Annotated in this window: 17 protein-coding genes; 7 read left to right on the plus strand and 10 right to left on the minus strand. The window is 70.0% G+C overall.

Annotation, left to right across the window (positions count from 1 at the left end; all coding sequences use genetic code 11):
• The 4 genes from I0Q12_RS13495 to pdhA form a co-directional block, all read right to left on the minus strand.
• A partial coding sequence (locus I0Q12_RS13495; protein ID WP_197252406.1) for an MFS transporter occupies nucleotides 1–916 on the minus strand: 916 nt, incomplete at its 3' end.
• Between the two features lie 47 nt (nucleotides 917–963).
• A complete protein-coding gene (locus I0Q12_RS13500; protein ID WP_197252407.1) occupies nucleotides 964–2,232 on the minus strand; it encodes a dihydrolipoamide acetyltransferase family protein in 1,269 nt (422 codons plus the stop codon).
• A gap of 30 nt (nucleotides 2,233–2,262) precedes the next feature.
• The gene (locus I0Q12_RS13505) at nucleotides 2,263–3,246 is read right to left on the minus strand and encodes an alpha-ketoacid dehydrogenase subunit beta (RefSeq protein ID WP_197252408.1); all 984 of its coding nucleotides are present in this window, start codon (nucleotides 3,244–3,246) and stop codon (nucleotides 2,263–2,265) included.
• A complete protein-coding gene (gene pdhA, locus I0Q12_RS13510) occupies nucleotides 3,243–4,346 on the minus strand; it encodes a pyruvate dehydrogenase (acetyl-transferring) E1 component subunit alpha (RefSeq protein WP_197252409.1) in 1,104 nt (367 codons plus the stop codon). The genes I0Q12_RS13505 and pdhA overlap by 4 nt, the downstream gene beginning before the upstream one ends.
• Nucleotides 4,347–4,514: 168 nt before the next feature.
• On the opposite strand from pdhA, the gene I0Q12_RS13515 reads away from it, so the two are divergent.
• Nucleotides 4,515–4,985, plus strand: coding sequence for an Lrp/AsnC family transcriptional regulator (locus tag I0Q12_RS13515; RefSeq protein WP_197252410.1), 471 nt, complete (start codon nucleotides 4,515–4,517; stop codon nucleotides 4,983–4,985).
• Nucleotides 4,986–5,093: 108 nt separating this feature from the next.
• On the opposite strand, the gene fepB is transcribed toward I0Q12_RS13515, so the two are convergent.
• Nucleotides 5,094–6,137, minus strand: coding sequence for a Fe2+-enterobactin ABC transporter substrate-binding protein (fepB, locus tag I0Q12_RS13520; RefSeq protein WP_231610589.1), 1,044 nt, complete (start codon nucleotides 6,135–6,137; stop codon nucleotides 5,094–5,096).
• A 79-nt stretch (nucleotides 6,138–6,216) separates the two neighbouring features.
• Between fepB and fes the strand changes: the two genes are divergently transcribed.
• On the plus strand, nucleotides 6,217–7,407 hold the full coding sequence (gene fes / locus I0Q12_RS13525; protein ID WP_307846226.1) for an enterochelin esterase: 1,191 nt from the start codon (nucleotides 6,217–6,219) through the stop codon (nucleotides 7,405–7,407).
• Here fes and I0Q12_RS13530 read toward each other — a convergent pair.
• The 3 genes from I0Q12_RS13530 to I0Q12_RS13540 form a co-directional block, all read right to left on the minus strand.
• Nucleotides 7,404–8,576: a thiolase family protein gene (locus I0Q12_RS13530; RefSeq protein WP_197252412.1), complete on the minus strand. Its 1,173-nt coding sequence runs from the start codon at nucleotides 8,574–8,576 to the stop codon at nucleotides 7,404–7,406. The two genes, fes and I0Q12_RS13530, sit on opposite strands and share 4 nt — an antisense overlap.
• A gap of 101 nt (nucleotides 8,577–8,677) precedes the next feature.
• Nucleotides 8,678–9,163: a thioesterase family protein gene (locus tag I0Q12_RS13535; RefSeq protein ID WP_307846227.1), complete on the minus strand. Its 486-nt coding sequence runs from the start codon at nucleotides 9,161–9,163 to the stop codon at nucleotides 8,678–8,680.
• Nucleotides 9,164–9,234: 71 nt separating this feature from the next.
• Nucleotides 9,235–10,449 (minus strand): benzoate/H(+) symporter BenE family transporter, encoded by a 1,215-nt coding sequence (locus tag I0Q12_RS13540; protein WP_307846229.1) that lies wholly within the window; start codon nucleotides 10,447–10,449, stop codon nucleotides 9,235–9,237.
• Nucleotides 10,450–10,596: 147 nt separating this feature from the next.
• On the opposite strand from I0Q12_RS13540, the gene I0Q12_RS13545 reads away from it, so the two are divergent.
• From I0Q12_RS13545 to I0Q12_RS13555, 3 genes are all read left to right on the plus strand, one after another.
• Entirely contained in the window at nucleotides 10,597–11,448 is an 852-nt protein-coding gene (locus I0Q12_RS13545; RefSeq protein WP_197252414.1) for a DUF5995 family protein, read from the plus strand.
• Between the two features lie 152 nt (nucleotides 11,449–11,600).
• Nucleotides 11,601–12,032: a YciI family protein gene (locus I0Q12_RS13550; RefSeq protein WP_197252415.1), complete on the plus strand. Its 432-nt coding sequence runs from the start codon at nucleotides 11,601–11,603 to the stop codon at nucleotides 12,030–12,032.
• Between the two features lie 4 nt (nucleotides 12,033–12,036).
• Nucleotides 12,037–13,305 (plus strand): RNA polymerase sigma factor, encoded by a 1,269-nt coding sequence (locus I0Q12_RS13555; RefSeq protein ID WP_197252416.1) that lies wholly within the window; start codon nucleotides 12,037–12,039, stop codon nucleotides 13,303–13,305.
• A gap of 9 nt (nucleotides 13,306–13,314) precedes the next feature.
• On the opposite strand, the gene I0Q12_RS13560 is transcribed toward I0Q12_RS13555, so the two are convergent.
• Both I0Q12_RS13560 and I0Q12_RS13565 read right to left on the minus strand, forming a co-directional pair.
• Nucleotides 13,315–14,133, minus strand: a complete 819-nt coding sequence (locus tag I0Q12_RS13560) for a shikimate 5-dehydrogenase (RefSeq protein WP_197252417.1) — start codon at nucleotides 14,131–14,133, stop codon at nucleotides 13,315–13,317.
• 84 nt (nucleotides 14,134–14,217) lie between these two features.
• The gene (locus tag I0Q12_RS13565; protein ID WP_197252418.1) at nucleotides 14,218–14,883 is read right to left on the minus strand and encodes a dihydrofolate reductase family protein; all 666 of its coding nucleotides are present in this window, start codon (nucleotides 14,881–14,883) and stop codon (nucleotides 14,218–14,220) included.
• Between the two features lie 188 nt (nucleotides 14,884–15,071).
• Between I0Q12_RS13565 and I0Q12_RS13570 the strand changes: the two genes are divergently transcribed.
• A complete protein-coding gene (locus tag I0Q12_RS13570) occupies nucleotides 15,072–15,431 on the plus strand; it encodes a YciI family protein (RefSeq protein ID WP_231610596.1) in 360 nt (119 codons plus the stop codon).
• Nucleotides 15,428–16,562: RNA polymerase sigma factor (locus I0Q12_RS13575; RefSeq protein WP_197252420.1), on the plus strand; the 1,135-nt coding region annotated here is incomplete at its 3' end. The genes I0Q12_RS13570 and I0Q12_RS13575, both read left to right, overlap by 4 nt.

A 16,562-nucleotide genomic window follows, 5' to 3' on the forward strand; every position in this document is an offset into this window, starting at 1 on the left:
GACCGGCGCCGAACAGTCCCCACCCCGCCAGGGTCAGCGGCAGCCACGGCGAGACGATCACCGTGCCCATACCGACGGCGGCGACCAGCATGCCGTACCGCACCAACGCCACCGGGCCGATCCGCGCGGTGATCCGATCCGCGGTGAAGCGGCCGATCGTCATCGTCGCCGAGAACACCCCGAAAGCGAGTGCCGCCACCGAATCCGGGCTGCCCAGACGCTCCTTGACCTGCAGGGCACTCCAGTCGTTGGCGACGCCCTCGCACAGCATCAGCATGAACGCGAGCCCGCCGAGCAGCAGTACCCGCCGCGAATACCCGCCGCGCGGAGCCGCATCGACGTGGTGGGGATGCGGCGGCACCCGCACCAACTGCCCGGACGCGACCGCGACCACCAGCAGCCCCATCGCACCCGTGACGGCCAGCGACATCGCCGGAGCCCAGCCGGCGGCGAGCGTCGCCGCCCCGACCAGTGCCCCGGCCACACCGCCGACGGAGAACAGCCCGTGGAAGGCCGCCATGATCGGCCGCCGGTAACGCTGTTCGACGACGACCGCCTGCGAATTCATCGACACGTCCAGGGCGCCGTTCGCGAACCCGAACAGCACCAGTGCGACGGCGAGCTGCCAGCCCTGCGACGCCAGACCCGGACCGGCCACCGTGACCGCCAGGGCACTCGCGGCGATCGTGGTGGTGCGGTCGCTGCCGAACCGGTCGGCGAGCCGCCCCGTCGCCTGCATGCCGACGATCGCGCCGACCGCGAGCATCAGCAGCAGCGTTCCCAGGGTCGCGTTGCCGATCCCCGCGCGCTGCTGCACCGCCGGAATGTGCACGACCCACATCGCGAGCAGGAACCCGTTGAGTCCGAAGACGGCGAAGACGGCTGCTCGGGCACGCCGATAGGCGGGATCGGTCACGGAACCCGACGCTACCGGCACCGCGGCGGGTTCCTCACCCGCGCGGGTCAGCGTGCGAGCAGCGCGGGCACCGGGTCGCCGAGGAATCCGCCGATCGCCGCGAGTGCCCGCCCCGCCTGCTCGCCGTCGACGAGCCGATGATCGAACGACAACGACAGCGTGACCACCCGGCGCACCGCGAGCGCGTCGTCGACCACCCACGGACGCGGCGCGATCGCCCCGACGGCGAGGATCGCCGCCTCACCCGGCACGAGGATCGGGCTGCCGCCGTCCACGCCGAACACCCCGACGTTCGTGATCGAGATCGTGCCGCCCGTCAGGTCGGTGGGTGTTGCGCGCCCGGCGCGCGCGGTCGCGGTGACGGTGGCGATCGCGCCGGCCAGGTCGGGCAGCGTCAGGGCGTGCGCGTTCCGGATCACCGGGACCATCAGCCCCTCGTCGGTGGCGGTCGCGATGCCCAGGTTCACGTAGGTGCGCGTCGCGATCTCACCGGCGTCCTGATCCCACGTCGCGTTGAGGATCGGCTGGTCCGCGACCGCGCGCAGCAACGCCGCCGCCACGATCGTCAGGGCGGTCGGATGCCGGTCCGCGAACGACGGATGCGTGCGCAGCCGCTCGACCAGCTCGACGGTCGCGGTGACGTCGCACGTGAGGAACACCGTCGCGTGCGGCGCGGTGAATGCACTGCGGGTCACGGCCTCGGCGGTGCGTTTGCGCACCCCCGTGATCGGCACCCGCGTCTCCTCGCCGGGTTCGGTGCGGGCGGCCCGGTCCGCGGCGCGCCGCACGTCCGAGCGGGTGACGACCCCGCCGGTGCCGGTTCCGGTCACGGTCGCCAGGTCGATGCCGAGGCGTTTGGCCTCACGTCGCGCCGACGGCTTCGCGTCCGGGCGGGGTGGCTCGGCGTGCAGGTGCGGTGCGCTGTGCCCGTTTCCCGAGGTCCTGTCGGTCGTCGGCCCGGCCTGCGCGAGCGTCCGGGCGGCCCGTTTGCTCACCGGTGGGCGGCCGGGACCGTAGCCGACGAGCACCGGGGTATGCGATTCGGCACCGGCGTCGTGGGGACCCTCACTGGGCACCGCGATCCGGATGATCGGTGCCCCGACCGGCACCGTCGTTCCGGGCTCGGCGAGCAGTTCTGCCACCGTCCCCGCGAACGGCGACGGCAACTCCACCACTGCCTTCGCCGTTTCCACCTCCGCGACGACCTGGTTGAGCTCGACGCGGTCGCCGACGGCCACCGTCCAGGAGACGAGGTCGGCCTCGGTCAGTCCCTCACCGAGATCCGGCATCCGGAATTCCTTGACGGACTGGTTCATTCGGCGTGTCCCTTCAGGCGGTGTGTCCCCTCAGGCGGCGAGGCTGCGGTCGACGGCATCGAGGATGCGGTCGGGGTCCGGTAGGTGGTACGCCTCGAGTTTCGCCGGCGGATACGGGATGTCGAATCCGCCGACCCGCAGCACCGGCGCCTCCAGCTGATAGAAGCACCGTTCGGAGATCTGCGCGGCGATTTCGGCGCCGAGCCCGCAATTCACCGGAGCCTCCTGCGCGACCACGAGCCGACCGGTGCGGCGCACCGACGCCTCGACGGTGTCGACGTCGAGCGGCGACAGCGATCGCAGATCGATCACCTCGATCGAATGTCCTTCGTCCGCAGCGATATCCGCGGCCTGCAGGGTCGTCGTCAGCATCGCGCCGAACGTCACGAGCGTGACATCGGTGCCCGGCCGGGTGACGCGCGCCCGGTCCAGCGGCAGTTCCGGCGGGGTGTCGAGGTCGACCTCGCCGCGATCCCAGTACCGGTGCTTCGGCTCGAGGAAGATCACCGGATCGTCCAGGGCCACCGCCTGCTGGATCATCCAGTAGGCGTCCGACGGAGTGCCGGGGCTCACCACCCGCAGGCCCGCGGTGTGCGTGAAATACACCTCGGGGGACTCGGAATGGTGCTCGACGGCGCCGATCCCGCCGCCGTACGGAATGCGGATCGTCAACGGCGCGGTGACCGTACCCGCGGTGCGGTAGTGGATCTTCGCGACCTGCGAGACGATCTGGTCGAAGGCCGGGTAGACGAACCCGTCGAACTGGATCTCGCACACCGGCCGGTATCCGCGCAGCGCCATGCCGAAAGCCGTTCCCACGATGCCGGATTCGGCGAGGGGAGTGTCGAAGACCCGGTCGGTGCCGAAGTCCTTCTGCAACGTGTCGGTGACGCGGAAGACGCCGCCGAGCCGGCCGACGTCCTCGCCCATGATCACGACCTTGCGGTCGTGTTCGAGCGCGCGCCGCAACCCGGCATTGAGGGCGGCGCCGAGAGCCATCGTGGTGGTGGTCATGACCGTGCCTCCTCGTACTGTGCGGTGTCGAACCCGGCGAGGTATTCGCCGTAGCGGGCGCGTTGATCGGCGAGCATCCGGTGCTCGGTGGCGTAGACGTGATCGAACATCGAGAGCGGTTCGGGGTCGGGGGCGGTGAGCGTGCCCGTGCGCAGCCGGTCCGCGGCGGCGTCCGCGTCGGCCTGGACCGTGGCGAGATAGTCGTCGTCGGCGAGACCCTCGCGGTCGAGCAACAGCCGCACCCGGGTCAGCGGATCGCGTGCCCGCCATTCCTCCAGTTCGGCGGGGGTGCGGTAGCGGGTCGGGTCGTCGGACGTGGTGTGCGGACCCATGCGGTAGGTGAGGGCCTCGATGAACGTCGGTCCGCCGCCTTCGCGGGCGCGGCGCGCGGCCTGCCGGGTGACGGCCAGGACGGCGAGGACGTCGTTGCCGTCGACCTGCACGGCGGGCATCCCGAAGCCGGCGGCCCGGTGGGCCAGTGCCACCGGGCTCTGCACGTGCACCGGGGCGCTGATCGCCCAGTGGTTGTTCTGGCAGAAGAACACCACCCCGGCACTCCAGCTCACCGCGAAGCCGAGGGCCTCGGAGATGTCGCCCTGGCTGGTGGCGCCGTCGCCGAAGTAGGCGACGGTCGCGATCTCGGCACCGTCGAGACGGGCGCCCATCGCATAGCCGGTCGCGTGCAGGCCCTGCGATCCGACGACGATCGCCGGGTTGGTGGTGTTGACGGTCGCCGGATCCCAGCCGGAATGCGAGCAGCCCCGCCACATTCGCGTCATGTCCGCGGGATCGACGCCGCGGCACCAGGCCACGCCGTGCTCGCGGTAGCTGGTGAAGACATAGTCGTCGGGTTCGAGCGCGTGCGCGGATCCGACCTGCGCGGCCTCCTGGCCGAGCAGGGGAGCCCACAGGCCGAGTTCGCCCTGGCGTTGCAGGGCGACTGCCTCGGTGTCGATGCGCCGCACGACGACGAGGTCGCGGTAGAGGGTGCGCAGGCGTTCGGGGCCGACATCGGCGACGAGCGCGGAATACTCCGGGTTGTGAACCCGTCGGCCGTCCGGCTGGATCAGCTGGACCGGATAGGCAATCTTGTCGACCACCGTGACCACCTCGTTCGGGTCGGCCCGGGCGCCCTTGTGGGGCGATCCCCGGGCATACCTGTGTTGTACTTCACATCATCCACGCCGGGGACAGCTGCGCAATCGGTTCGGCCGCGACTGTGCAGAACGCACGGTTCGAGGGGGTCATGCGGTGTCATACTGCGGAATGTGACCAGTCCGGATGCGACCGACGCCCGGCTGCTGCTCGAGCTGACCCGCACGCCGCGGGCGACGGGAGTGGAGTTGGCGGCGCGGCTCGGATTGTCGCGCAACACGGTCCAGGCGCGGCTCGCGCGCTGGGAGGCGGAGGGGGTGCTCGCGTCGTTCGAGCGACGCGTCGACCCGCGCGCGCTGGGTTATCCGCTCGCCGCCTACGTTGCGACGCGGGTCGACCAGCACCGGCTCGACAGTGTCGTCGCGGCGCTGGCGGAGATCCCGGAGGTCACCGAGGTGTACGGCATGGCGGGGCAGACGGACCTGTCGGTGAAGGTCGTCGCGACCGACGCGGACGACCTGTACCGGCTGGCCGGGCAGATCCTCGAGATCCCGGGTGTCGAGCGCACCAACATGGCGTTGGTGATGCGGGAGCTGGTGCCGCAGCGCACCGCCCCGCTGTTGCGGCGGCTGGCGCAGGGCTGACGTCCTGCGGCATCGGCCGATCGGGCCGGGTGCCCAGCGTCCGGAACGGCGAGGGGCCGGGCACCTCGCAGGTGCCCGGCCCCTCGTCCTGTCCGCGTCGGACGCGAGCTACGTCAGTGCCTCCACGATGCGGTCCACGACGTTGTTCGCGCTGTAGTAGTCCAGGCGGAAGCTGTCGTAGCCCAGCGCGTAGACCTTGCCCGACTGCACCGACGGGATTCCCGCGAGCAGCGCATCGGCCTTCATTCGCTCCTCGGCGGACGCGTCCGCGCTGATGATGAACGTGATGGCGCCGGGAAGGGCGCGAGACAGGTTCTCGACGCTTGCGGGCACGACGTCGGCGCGTCCGGCCATCGTCCCCTTGTCGGCGTTCGCGATGTCCTCGGGCAGCGGTGCCGTCACGATTCCGAGGCGCTCGGCGAGTTGGCCCTGCGCCGACACGGCGGTGAAGATCCGTGAGTCCTGCGGGGAGTTGTAGGTGAGGATGTTGGCCTCGCTGGACTCCGCGAGTGCGGGTGCGATCGCGGCGCGGGCCTCGTCGACCTTCGTGTCGAACTCGGCGATCAGTTCGGCGGCGCGGTCCTCGGCGCCGATGGCGTCGGCCAGCTGGGTGGTGATCTCCTGCCACGACTTGTCGGTGTAGTCGAAGACCAGGGTGGGAGCGATCCGGGACAGCACGTCGTAGCTGTCCTTCGTCGAGTCGGCACCGCTGGCGGAGACGACGATGAGATCGGGCGCTGCCGCGGTGATCCGCTCGACGTTGATCTCGCCCTGGTACAGCGTCTCGACGTCCCGCTCGGCGGCCACGTCGGCCCACTGCCGGAACAGGCCCTGCTCGTCGGTGGCCGAGTTGCCGCCGGAGCTCGGGGGCTGGGCGCCGGTCCCGACGAGCGGTGCGTCGAGGGCGAGCAGGGAGCCGGTGAGCGTGACACTCGTCGAGACGATCCGCTCCGGCCGGGTGTCGAGCGTGACCGGGCCGTCGGCGGTCTCGACGGTGCGCGGCCATTCACCCGACTGTGCCGATGTCGGGGACGTCTCCGCGGCGTCTTCGTCCGACGAGCACGCCACGGTGGCGGCGCCGATCGCAAGCGCGCCGAGCGCCACCGCGAACCGGGTGACGAGGCCTCGGCGACGAGGCATTCTCTGGGACAACGGAATCCTCCTGTAAGGCAACAGTGGTATGCGCTGTACCCTACTGTTAGGTGAGCGTTTCCTAAGTAGGGGGGTCCATGTGCTCGATGCGGAGCTGGTGGAGCGACGCCTGCGGGACGAAGGTTCCCCGCTGATCGATCCGGGACCGCCGGGCACGGTGACCGCCACGTTCGTGTACCGGGTCCCCGCCGATTCCGGTATCCGCCACGTCTACCTCGACGCCAACGGGATCACCGACCGGCACGACCCCGAGGCGCACGCGCTGAAACCGCTCGGGGACAGCGACCTCTGGGCCGTGTCCGTCCTGCTGCCCGAGGCATGGCGCGGCGGATACGGGTTCCTTCCGCGGACCGAACCCATCATGCGTCCGTCGGAGGGCGAGACCGAGTGGGAATGGTGGCGCGGTGTCCTCGGTGATCTGGTGACCGACCCCTGCAATCGGCTGCCGAGTTTCTCCTTCATGGGTCAGCGATCCCGCTCCGAAGCGGTGATGCCCGGCGCGCCGGCCCAGCGCTGGTGGGCGCACTCGGCCGGGCCGGCGCGCGGCACCACGACCGAGGTGACGCGTGAACTCGCCGGTGTGCGTCGCCGGATATGGCTTTACGAGCCTCCCGGACTCGCCGCGGCCGACCGTCCCGTCCTCGTGGTGTTCGACGGCAAGGTCGCGGCGGTGGAGATCCCGCACGCGCCGGCCTTCGACCTGCTCGCCGAACGCGGCGTGCGTGTTCCGCTGGTGGTGATGATCGACAGCATCGATCCCGCGACGCGATCACGCGAACTTCCCTGCAGCGCAGAATTTCTCGAAGCGCTCACCGGCGACCTCCTGCCGTGGCTGCGGGCGGAGTGGAATGCGACCGGCGCGGCGGATTCCGTCCTGGTGGGTGGATCGAGCTACGGCGGGCTCGCCGCCACCTACGCGGCGCTGCACGCTCCGCAGCATTTCGGTGGTGCGGTGAGCCTGTCCGGGTCGTTCTGGTGGCCGCGACCCGGTATGCCCGGGCAACCCGACGAGACGGCGCAGTCCGTACAGCGGCAACTCGACGACCTCGCGACGCACGGCTCGAGATTCTGGATGACCGCGGGCGAACTCGAACCGCGGCTGATCGAGGAGAATCGCGAGGTTCGGGACCTGTTGCGCGCGAAGGGCTTCGACGTCGACTATCGCGAGTTCTGTGGTGGCCACGACTACGCGCACTGGCGCGATGCGCTGGTGGCCGGGGCGGCGGCACTGCTGGGCCCTGCCGCCGCCCACGGACCGTTCCGCGGTTAGAGGATCTCGTAGATGGTGGCGTTGGCGGTGCCGCCGCCCTCGCACATGGTCTGCAGACCGTAGCGACCACCGGTGCGACGCAGGTGGTGGATCAGCGTCGCGGCCAGACGGCCACCGGAGCCGCCGAGCGGGTGACCGAGCGCGATCGCGCCGCCGAGCGGGTTCAGCTTCTCGATCGAGGCACCGGTCTCGCGCAGCCACGCCAGCGGCACCGACGCGAACGCCTCGTTCACCTCGAAGGCGTCGATGTCGTCGATCGTCAGACCCGACTTCTTCAGCGCCAGCGCGGTCGCCGGGATGGGGCCGGTGAGCATCTTGACCGGATCGTCGCCGGTCACGACGGCGGTGTGGACGCGCGCGAGCGGGGTGAGGCCCAGGGCCTTCGCCTTCTCCGAGGTGGTGACGAGGACGCCGGACGCGCCGTCGGAGATCTGCGAGGCGTTACCGGCGGTGACGACGCCGTTCTCGAGGAACGGAGCCTTGAGCCCGGCGAGCTTCTCGACGGTCGAACCGCGGCGCACGCCTTCGTCGGTGTCGATCACAGTTCCGTCGGGCAGGGTGACCGGGGCGGTCTCGTCGGCGAACAGGCCCTCGTCCTGCGCGCGGGCGGCGCGCTCGTGCGACTGCACCGAGTATTCGTCGAGTTCGGTGCGGGAAAGACCCCACTGCCGGGCGATGATCTCGGCGCCGACGCCCTGGTTGAAGCGGCCGTTGAAGCCGGGAGCGGTGAGCTCCTCGGAGTAGCGGTCGCGGGCCGGGCCGCCCATCGGGCCGGTGCCCTCGGGGGAGGACGAGCCGAGCGGGATCGCGGACATGATCTCGACGCCACCGGCGACGATGAGGTCGGCCTGGCCGGAGATCACGGCGGCCGCGGCGGTCGAGATGGCCTGCTGGGAGGAGCCGCACTGCCGGTCGATGGTGAAGCCGGGGACGGATTCGGGCCAGCCGGCGCCGAGCACGGCCATGCGGCCGATGTTGCCGGACTGCATGCCCACCGACTGGACGGTGCCCCAGTGCACGTCGTCGACGAGGGCGGGGTCGATTCCGGTCCGCTCCGCGATGGTGCGGAGGATGTGGGCGGAGAGCTCGACGGCGTGGACGCCGGACAGGCCGCCGCCGCGCTTGCCGATGGGGGTACGTACAGCCTCGACGATCACTGCATCGCGCATGTCTTCGGATCACTTCCTCTGGATGGAACTGCACAGTCCCGACGAAGTCTAATCCGGTAAATGAATACCCTGCCAAGCGGATGCTTGGTAAGGGCTACGGTTCAGGATGCCGGTCGTTCCGGCGCGCCCTTGACCAGCTGCATCACGGCCTTGCGGATCTCGTCCGGAATCGGTACCGGCCTGCGCGTGCGCGCGTCGACGTAGACGTGCACGAAACGCCCGGTCGCTGCCGGTGTCAGCGCGCCGTCCGGGCCCTCGCGGAAGATCGCCAGCTGGTAGGTGATGCTGCGTTTGCCGAGGCGGTCGACGTCGATGCCCACCTGCAATCGGTCGGGGAACGAGAGTTCCGCGATGTAGCGGCAGGAGGTTTCGGCGACCACACCGATGGCGTCGAGCTCGCGGATGTCCACGCCGGTCGTCGCCATGAGCCAGCCGTTGACCGCGGAATCGAAGTACGAGTAGTAGGTGACGTTGTTGACGTGGCCGTAGTGGTCGTTGTCCGCCCAACGTGTCTGCATCGGCCACAGCGCCGGGAAGCGGGCCGGGTCGGGCTGCGCGTCGGGAGTCGTCGGCTGGCGGTTGGTCACTAGATCATTGTGTCAGGAAGCATCGAACTTCACCTGAAGAGAGACCGTCGAGGCTTGCTCGGGCCGAATCGTTACCGCTCCACAACCTTTCCTGTACCTGAATTCGACTGTTCGAACGACAGGACCGCGCGCACCGCGAGACCCGCCACCAGCGCCCAGAAGGCCGCTCCGATGCCGAAGGCGCTCAGCCCCGACGCCGCGACCAGGAACGTCACGACCGCGGCTTCGCGACCGTCGGTGTCGCGCAACGAGGATGCGAGCGCGCTGCCCAAGGTGGACAGTAGTGCAAGCCCGGCAACCGTTTCGACGACCCCGGCCGGGGCGAGCGCCACCAGGGTCGCCACCGCGGTGGACAGCAGGGCGAGTGCCAGGTACGACCAGCCGGCTGTCCACGCCGCCACCCAGCGGCGGTTCGGGTCCGGGTCGGCCTCGGGCGCCGCTGACAGGGCCGCGCTGATCGCCGCCAGGTTGATGGCGTGCCCGCCGGAGGGGGCGCCGAGCACCGTTCCGAGTCCGGTCACCGCCATCGCTGCGCGCCAGGGCGTTCGGTAGCCGAACGACGAGAGCACCGCGGTTCCGGGGATGTTCTGCGAGGCCATCGTCACGATGTACAGCGGCAACGCGATGCCGAGCAGCGCCTGCCAGGTCCACGCCGGTGCGGTGAACGAGAGCGACGGCAGCAGATCCGTCGGCGCCGGACGAGTTCCCGAGCGCGCCAAGCCGATCGCGATCACGACCGCGGCCGCGGCGAATGCGGCCGGGACCGCCCACCGCGGGCGCAACCGCAGCACGATCAGCCAGGTCAGCGCGACGGGGGCGATCGCCGCGGGATCCGCTGCCAGCGAGGTCACCGGGGCCAGACACAACGGCACCAGGACGCCGGCGAGCATGGCCTGCGCCAGCGATGTCGGGATCGCCGCGATCAGGCGTCCCAGGTGCGGTGAGAGGCCGGTCAGCACAACGGCCAGCCCGACCACGACGAACGCGCCGACCGCGGCGGGCCAGCCCCCGGCGACCGCACCGGTCCCGGCGAGCAGGGCGGCGCCCGGCGTCGACCAGGCCAGGGTGATCGGGGTGCGGTAGCGCCGTGCCAGCCACAGGATGCCGACGCCCTGTGTCACGCACAGCGTGAGCAGGCCCGATGCGGCCTCCGGCCCCGATGCGCCCACTCCGTGCAGGCCGGTGAGCACGACCGCGAACGAACTGGTGAATCCGACCAGGGCCGTGACGATTCCGGCGCCGATCGGCTGGGAGAGCGGAACCGGTGTCTGCGAGTCGGTGGTCACCGACGGGATTCTGCCGCAGCCCGGGCCGCGGCGTCCGCTCGTGCACCGCCACGGCGGACAAATAGAGGCATTCTCGGTGCACATTTATTTTCTTAGGATTTTTAATTTAGTACTTGCTTAGGGTTCAGAAATTTGTATTTTTTTAGGATGCGTAAATTGACTGGATTCGCGACATCGGCCGTAGTTCTCGCACTCGGTTGTGCCCTGGTTGCTCCCGCCGCAGGCGCCGCGGATACGGGTGCCCCTGTCTCGTCGCAGTGCGTACCCGCGGCCTCCGGATTCGAACAGGCCCGCCTCGCCGAGGTCACCGATCCCGCCGGTATCGACTCGTTCGACGCCGCGCGCGACCGCATCGCGCGGCTGCGCGAGCTGCTCGTCCACAGTGGCGACTATCGCGGCACGTTCGTGCTGGCGTTCGACGAGATCCTCGAGCTGACCGGTCCGACGCTCAACGCCGGCATCTACGACGACGAGCAGTGGGCGAGCGATCTTGCCGTCGAGGTCGTGCGCCTGTACGTCGCGAACCTGCACGAATACGTCACCGGCGGAACCCCGGCGCCGCACTGGGCCGACGCGTTCGCGCTCACCGAGCAGTGCGATCGCAGTCCCGGCCGGGTGCTGACCGCGGCGATCGTCGCGCATCTCGTCACCGACTTCCCCGAAGCGCTCGTCACCATCGGATCCGGTCCCGAACACACCCGCGATTTCTACACTTTCGGGAACGCCCTCGTCGCCGCCGCACCGCGCATCGCCGAAGAGTTCAAGGCCGTGTACGGCACCGACCTCGGACCGTTCTTCACCGGCTGGTTCGTCGGCGATCTGCTCGGCGCCGAGCGGACCACGACGTTGATGTTCCAATCCGCCCGGACGGTCGCGTGGGTCAACAACTTCGGTCTGCAGAATCCCACGACCCGCGACGCGACACGTGCCGAGATGCGGATCGCCACCGCCGTGGCCGGCGAGGTTCTCGATCTGCTCGAGGAGGCTCGGACGATCTGAATTCGGCCCTCCTCGTCCGTGGATCCGACTACGGTCGATGCCGTCGGCCCACGGAGCCGAGAAATTCTCCGCGAAGTGTCGATCGACGGCCGCGCTGCTCGACGTGTACGTGAACGGACCGGAGATGCGGTCCCGTGACGGAGGAGAACCTCATGAAGTACATGCTGATCCTGCGAGTCACCGACCAGGCGCTCGCAGCGTCGAAGGAAGCGGATTTCACGGAAATCGTCAACGCGATGGGGCGATACAACGAAGAGCTCATCAAGGCGGGTGTCATGCTCGCCGGGGAAGGGCTGTCCGACCCCGAGGACGGATTCGTCGTCGACTTCGACTCCGATCCTCCGCTCGTGTCGGACGGGCCCTACGGCGAGACGAAGGAACTGTTCTCCGGCTTCTGGATCATCCAGACCGCGACGAAGGAAGAGGCAGCCGAATGGGCCCGGCGCTGCCCCCTGGGCCCGGGCAGCAAACTGGAAGTGCGCAGGGTGAACGAGCTCGAGGACTTCGACCAGACCAACGAGTACATCCAGAAGGAAGCGGGCTGGCGCGAGCAGCTGGGCACGGACCGGCCGATCACCGGCTGAGCCCGTGGCCGAGAACGCCGACGCAGACAGCGCACGCCGGGCCGTCGAGGCGGTGTGGCGCATCGAATCGGCGAAAATCGTTGCAGCGCTGACCCGTATCGTCGGTGACCTCGATCTCGCCGAGGACCTCGCCGGCCAAGCGCTGCTCGAAGCCCTCGAGCAGTGGCCGGCCGGCGGGGTTCCCCGTAACCCCGCGGCCTGGCTGACCGCCGTCGCCAAACGCCGGGCGATCGACGGGTGGCGGCGCCGGGACCTGCTCGACGAGCGCTACGCGGCGATCGCGCGCGACCTCGACGCGTCGCGCTTCGACGACGAGGCCTGGGATCCCGATCGCATCGACGACGACGTGCTTCGGCTGATGTTCATCGCGTGCCACCCGGTCCTGGGCCGCAAAGCGCAGGTCGCGTTGACGCTCCGGGTGGTCGGCGGCCTGACCACCGAGGAGATCGCCCGCGCCTTCATGATCCCCACCGCGACGGTGCAGCAACGCATCGTTCGCGCCAAGAAGACCCTCACCGCGGCCAAGGTTCCGTTCGAGGTGCCGCCGCGTGCGGAGTTCGCGAACCGGCTGGGCGCCGTTCTCAATGTGCTCTACCTGGTGTTCAACGAGGGATACGCCGCGACCTCGGGGTCCGAATGGATGCGGACGGATCTCGGGGCCGAGGCGTTGCGGCTCGCCCGGATCCTCGCCGAGCTCGTGCCGCAGGAACCCGAAGCCCACGGGCTCGTCGCCCTGATGGAACTCACGGCGGCGCGATTCGGTGCCCGCACCACGCCGACGGGGGAACCGATCCTGCTGGCCGACCAGGACCGCACGCGCTGGGATCGCGCCCAGATCACCCGCGGCGTCGCGGCTCTCGCCCGGGCCGACGCGGTCGGCCGGGGTCGCGGACCGTACGCCCTGCAGGCGGCGATCGCCGAGTGTCACGCGCGCGCAGCAACTTTCGAGGACACCGATTGGGAGACGATCGTGCTTCTCTACGAGGCGCTCGGGCAGGTCGCGTCGTCGCCGGTGGTCGAACTCAACCGCGCCGCGGCCGTGTCCATGGCGTACGGCCCGGCGCCCGCGCTGGAATACGTCGACAAGCTCGTCGCCGACGGCGAACTCGCCGGCTACCACCTGTTGCCGAGCGTGCGCGGCGAGCTGCTCCGGCAGCTGGGCCGCATCGACGAAGCCCGCGCCGAGCTGCTCGAGGCTGCGCGGCTGACCGGCAACGAACGGGAGCGCGCCGTTCTGCTCGCGAAGGCCGAGGAACTGCGCGACCGGCCGTGAGCGGCAACGTCAGGAGCGGGAGAACTCCGACGCGCGGCGCACCTGGTCGGGTGTCGGGGTCACGCCCGTGTACAGCGCGAACTGCAGCGCCGCCTGCAGCGCGATCACCTCGGCGCCGGTGATGACCGTGTGACCGTGGGCGCGTCCCGCCCGGATCAGCGGTGTCTCGGGTGGCATCGCGACCACGTCGAAGACCACCGTCGCGGCCTCGACCGCGGCGGACGGGAACGGCAGCGCGTCGGCGTCGGGACCGCCCGCCATGCCGATCGGGGTCGCGTTGATCAGCGCGGCGGGGGAGGAGTCGCCGAGGCCGGCGCGCCACACGTATCCGTACCGGTCGGCGAGGGCGGTCCCGGCGGCCTCGTTCCGCGCGACGACGGTGACGTCGGTGAAGCCGTGTTCCCGGACCGCCGCGACCACCGCCTTGGCCATGCCGCCGCTGCCCGCGACCGCGACCGACAGAGCCGGATCGACGCCGTGGTCGCGGAGCAGGTCCAGCACCGCCTGGAAGTCGGTGTTGTAGGCGTGCAGCACCCCGTCCTCGTTGACGATGGTGTTGACCGAATCGATCGCGCGGGCCGACTCGTGCATCACGTCGACGAGCGGGATCACCTTCTCCTTGAACGGCATCGACACCCCCGCACCGCGGATACCGAGCCCGCGGATGCCCGTGACCGCGGCCTCGATGTCCGTGGGCGCGAACGCCTTGTACACGTAGTCCAGGCCGAGTTCGTCGTACAGGTAGTTGTGGAATCGGGTGCCGATGTTGCTGGGCCGGCCCGAGAGGGAGATGCACAGCCGGGTGTCCTTGTTGATCCGCGGAGCCATGACCTCCAACCTAAACCCGTCGCACACCGCCAGGTACTCCGTCCGCGCCGGAGATGACGATCGGTGTACAGAAATATCGGTACATCAACCGTCATAAGGGGCGCTTCCGACGCGGACGAATCGGGCATGGGCGACGGAGGGGGACGCGACGAACTCGACGCACTCGAAATCGGTGGTGAGCACATCGTCGTCGAACACGCGCTCGCCGCGGCCGAGCAGCACCGGCACGATCGCCAGGTGCATCTCGTCGACCAGCCCCGCGCGCAGGTACTGCCGGACGGTCGCGGGACCGCCCCCGACCCGCACATCCGCGCCTCCGGCGGCCTCGACGGCCTGTGCGAGCGCGTCCTCGATGCCGCCGGTGACGAAGTGGAAGACGGTGCCGCCGCCCAGGGTGATCGGATCGCGGGGATGGTGGGTGAGCACGAAGACCGGGTGGTGGAACGGTGGTTCGTCGCCCCACCAGCCCGACCACTGGTCGCTGTCCTCCCACCTTCCGCGGATGGGAGCGAACATGTTGCGGCCCATGATCGTTGCGCCGATCCCGTCGATCCCGCGGGCCATGAAGTCGTCGTCGATCCCGGTCTCTCCGCCGTCCTTCCCGAACGACCGGTGGAACGACCGGGTCTCGTGCACCCACCCGAGGATCCGTTCCCCGCCGATCCCGCCGGGGTTCTGCAGGCTCTGATCCGGCCCGGCGGAGCAACCGTCGACCGTGATCGCGAAATTCTGTACCCGAAGCCGTGCCATCGTCGAACTCCTTCGAATCGTCCGGTGGAAATCGTTCCCGTGTCACAGTGAAGTCGGAGACCGCGACGTCGTCCGGACATCGGCGAACAGAAATGCGCGATCCGCGATGTCCGGATCTGCTCCGCAGATCCGACTTCAGGGGTGAAGCCCCATCCGGGGGCACGGCAGAGGAGACGACCGTGAAATACATGCTGTTGATCTACAACCGTCCCGACTTCGTCGAGGACCTGAGCGACAACGCGCGGGAGGAACTGTTCGCGGAGGTCGACGCGATCATGGCCGAACTCACCGAATCCGGTGAACTCGTCGGCGGACAGGCATTGACCGACCCGTCGACGGCCCGCACCGTGCGGCAGGGGACGACCACCGCGCACACCGTCACCGACGGGCCGTTCATGGAGAGCAAGGAACAGTTCTGCGGCTACGTCGAGGTCGATGTCGACAGTCTGGACCGCGCCGTGGAGATCGCCGCGCGCTGGCCCGACGTGCGCTACGGCGGGGCGATGGAGGTCCGGGCCGTGATGCACGACGGCGGGGCCGAGATGTGAGCGACCCGCAGGACCTGCTGCGCACCCTCGCGCCGCAGGTCCTCGGGTACCTCGCGGCGCGGCACGGACAGTTCGACGCGTGCGAGGACGCGGTGCAGGAGGCGCTGCTCGCGGCGCACCGGCAGTGGCCGGCGGAGGGTGTGCCGTCGAATCCGCGCGGCTGGCTGATCACAGTCGCGCAGCGGCGGCTCACCGACGAGTGGCGCAGCGACAGTGCCCGCCGCGACCGCGAACATTCCTGGGCGGCAATGGAATCGGACCGGTCCGTCATCGATCTCGCCGACGTGGGGCACGACGGCGACGACACGTTGACGCTGCTGTTCCTGTGCTGCCATCCGGCGCTGTCACCGTCCTCACAGATCGCGCTGACCCTGCGCGCGGTCGGGGGGCTCGACACCGTGTCCATCGCGCGGGCGTTCCTGGTGCCGGAGGCGACGATGACCCGGCGCATCACCCGCGCCAAACAGGCGATCCGCGACGCCGGCGCGATCTTCACCCTGCCCGCTGCGGCCGACCGCGCCGCACGGTTGCAGGCGGTTCGCCACGTGCTCTATCTGATCTTCAACGAGGGCTACACCAGCTCCGGCGGACCCGACCTGACCTCCCACGAACTCAGCGCCGAAGCGATCCGCCTGACCCGGCTGCTGCACGCGCTGTTGCCGGAGGACGCCGACACCACCGGCCTGCTCGCGCTCATGCTGCTCACCGATGCCCACCGCGACGCCCGGACCGACCCGTCCGGCGCGCTGATTCCCCTCGCCGAACAGGACCGGACCCGCTGGGACCGGAAGCAGATCGACGAGGGAATCGCGCTGGTCACCGCCGCGCTCAGCGCCGCCCCGCCCGGGCCCTACCAACTGCAGGCCGCGATCGCCGCGGTGCACGCGGAGGCCGCCCGCGCCGAGGACACCGACTGGGCGCAGATCGTCGCGCTGTACCGGGTGCTGTCGCACGTCGCACCCAACCCGATGGTCACGGTGAACCGAGCGGCCGCCGTGGGCATGCTCGCCGGCCCCCGCGCCGGGCTGGATCTCCTCGCGACGGTGGCGGACGACCGGCGGCTCGCCGGCAACCATCGCGCGGTCGCGGTCCGGGCGCATCTGCTGGAGATGGCGGGTGAGGCGGCCGCGG

This window comes from Rhodococcus sp. CX, from assembly GCF_015865005.1.
Taxonomy (GTDB): Bacteria; Actinomycetota; Actinomycetes; order Mycobacteriales; family Mycobacteriaceae; genus Rhodococcus.

What these genes read in the sequence shown, in the direction of transcription:
- I0Q12_RS13500 (WP_197252407.1), bottom strand. Translation starts at nt 2,232, where the DNA reads ATGAACCAGTCCGTCAAGGAATTCCGGATGCCGGATCTCGGTGAGGGA.
- I0Q12_RS13505 (WP_197252408.1), bottom strand. Translation starts at nt 3,246, where the DNA reads ATGACCACCACCACGATGGCTCTCGGCGCCGCCCTCAATGCCGGGTTG.
- I0Q12_RS13530 (WP_197252412.1), bottom strand. Translation starts at nt 8,576, where the DNA reads ATGCGCGATGCAGTGATCGTCGAGGCTGTACGTACCCCCATCGGCAAG.
- I0Q12_RS13545 (WP_197252414.1), top strand. Translation starts at nt 10,597, where the DNA reads ATGCGTAAATTGACTGGATTCGCGACATCGGCCGTAGTTCTCGCACTC.
- I0Q12_RS13550 (WP_197252415.1), top strand. Translation starts at nt 11,601, where the DNA reads ATGAAGTACATGCTGATCCTGCGAGTCACCGACCAGGCGCTCGCAGCG.
- I0Q12_RS13560 (WP_197252417.1), bottom strand. Translation starts at nt 14,133, where the DNA reads ATGGCTCCGCGGATCAACAAGGACACCCGGCTGTGCATCTCCCTCTCG.
- I0Q12_RS13565 (WP_197252418.1), bottom strand. Translation starts at nt 14,883, where the DNA reads ATGGCACGGCTTCGGGTACAGAATTTCGCGATCACGGTCGACGGTTGC.
- I0Q12_RS13570 (WP_231610596.1), top strand. Translation starts at nt 15,072, where the DNA reads ATGCTGTTGATCTACAACCGTCCCGACTTCGTCGAGGACCTGAGCGAC.